The sequence below is a fragment of the Roseateles sp. P5_E11 genome (assembly GCF_054049355.1).
The window spans coordinates 1-1,376 of the sequence record NZ_JBFUMO010000967.1 but is presented as its reverse complement, the minus strand read 5'-3'; the positions used below and the strand labels follow the sequence as shown (position 1 = coordinate 1,376).

At 64.0% G+C, this 1,376-nt stretch carries 1 protein-coding gene and 1 pseudogene; both read left to right on the top strand.

Features of this window, described 5'->3' with window-relative positions:
• A pseudogene (locus ACXJKR_RS32555) lies at window positions 1–541 on the top strand (TonB-dependent receptor); the annotation flags it as partial.
• Between the two features lie 220 nt (window positions 542–761).
• Window positions 762–1,376 (top strand): alpha-amylase family glycosyl hydrolase (locus ACXJKR_RS32550; RefSeq protein WP_457326377.1); only part of this gene is annotated, 615 nt, incomplete at its 3' end.

Sequence of the window (1,376 nt, the reverse complement as noted above, 5' to 3'; positions counted from 1 at the left end):
GCCCACGGGCACTTTCACGGCGCCGTTCAACGGCAAGGGCGGGAAGCTGTCTGGTGTCGAGCTCTCGGCCTCGCTGCCGCTGAGCCTCGTCTCCGACACCTTCAAGGGCTTTGGCATCCAGGCCAGCGCCAGCTTCACCCACAGCAGCATCAAGATCCAGGATCCGGAGAGTGCGAGCAGCGTGGGTGGCGGCGACATCGCGCTGCCCGGCCTGTCCAAGCGGGTCTACAACCTGACGGCCTACTACGAGGCCAATGGGTTCGAGGCCCGCGTGAGCCAGCGCCGCCGCTCGGACTTCATTGGTGAAATCGGCAACTTCAACGGCTCACGTACCCTGCGCTACGTTGTTGGCGAGAAGATCACCGACCTCCAACTGGGCTACTCCTTCAACGAGGGCGCCTTCAAGGGTCTGGGGCTGCTGTTCCAGGTCAACAACCTGACCAACGAGGCTTACCAAACCTACGCCGGCACCAAGGATCGCCCGTTGGAGTACATCCGCTGGGGGCGCACCTTCCTGCTGGGGGCGAACTACAAGTTCTGATGCTTCGGTGTTGAATGAGGCCCGGCCGTGCGCCGGGCTTTTTCGTTTGGGGGYCCTCATCGGCCCGGTCGGGAGACGGGCGATGATTCAGGGGCACATGACGCACAAGCTGGAGAGAAGCTCGACCTCTGTCGCACGCATGGACGCATCTTCCGTTTCAATGGCGCCACCGCTTGCCACTTGCCCGCGATCACGCAGCACGTCCCTCATCGAGACCGCCATGCCCAACCGCCGCACCGTACTGACCGCCGCCACCTCACTCGCCCTGCCCGCCATGAGTGCCTCTGCCGCCGCCTCCGTCGAGATGCCCCATCTGCCCTGGACCCGCCAGGCCGTCATCTACCAGATCAACGTTCGCCAGTTCTCGCCCGAGGGCACGTTCAAGGCCGTGCAGTCGGACCTGCAGCGGCTGAAAAGGCTGGGCKTGGACATCCTGTGGCTGATGCCCATCCAGCCCATCGGCAAGCTCAACCGCAAGGGGACGCTGGGCAGCTACTACTCGATCAGCGACTACAYGGCCGTGAATCCCGAGTTCGGTACGCTGGCCGATGCCAAGGCGCTGGTCGCCGCGGCGCACAAGCTGGGGTTCAAGGTCATCCTCGACTGGGTGGCCAATCACACGGCCTGGGATCACCCCTGGGCCACGGCGCACAGGGATTGGTACAAGCTCAATGGCAAGGGTGAGATCTACCCCGTCACCTTCAACGAAGGCCAGCCGGGCGAGGAGCACTGGGACGATGTCGTCGCGCTGAACTACAAGAGCCCGGGCTTGCGCGCCGCAATGATCGACGCGATGAAGTTCTGGGTGCGAGAAACCGGCATCGATGGCTTCCGC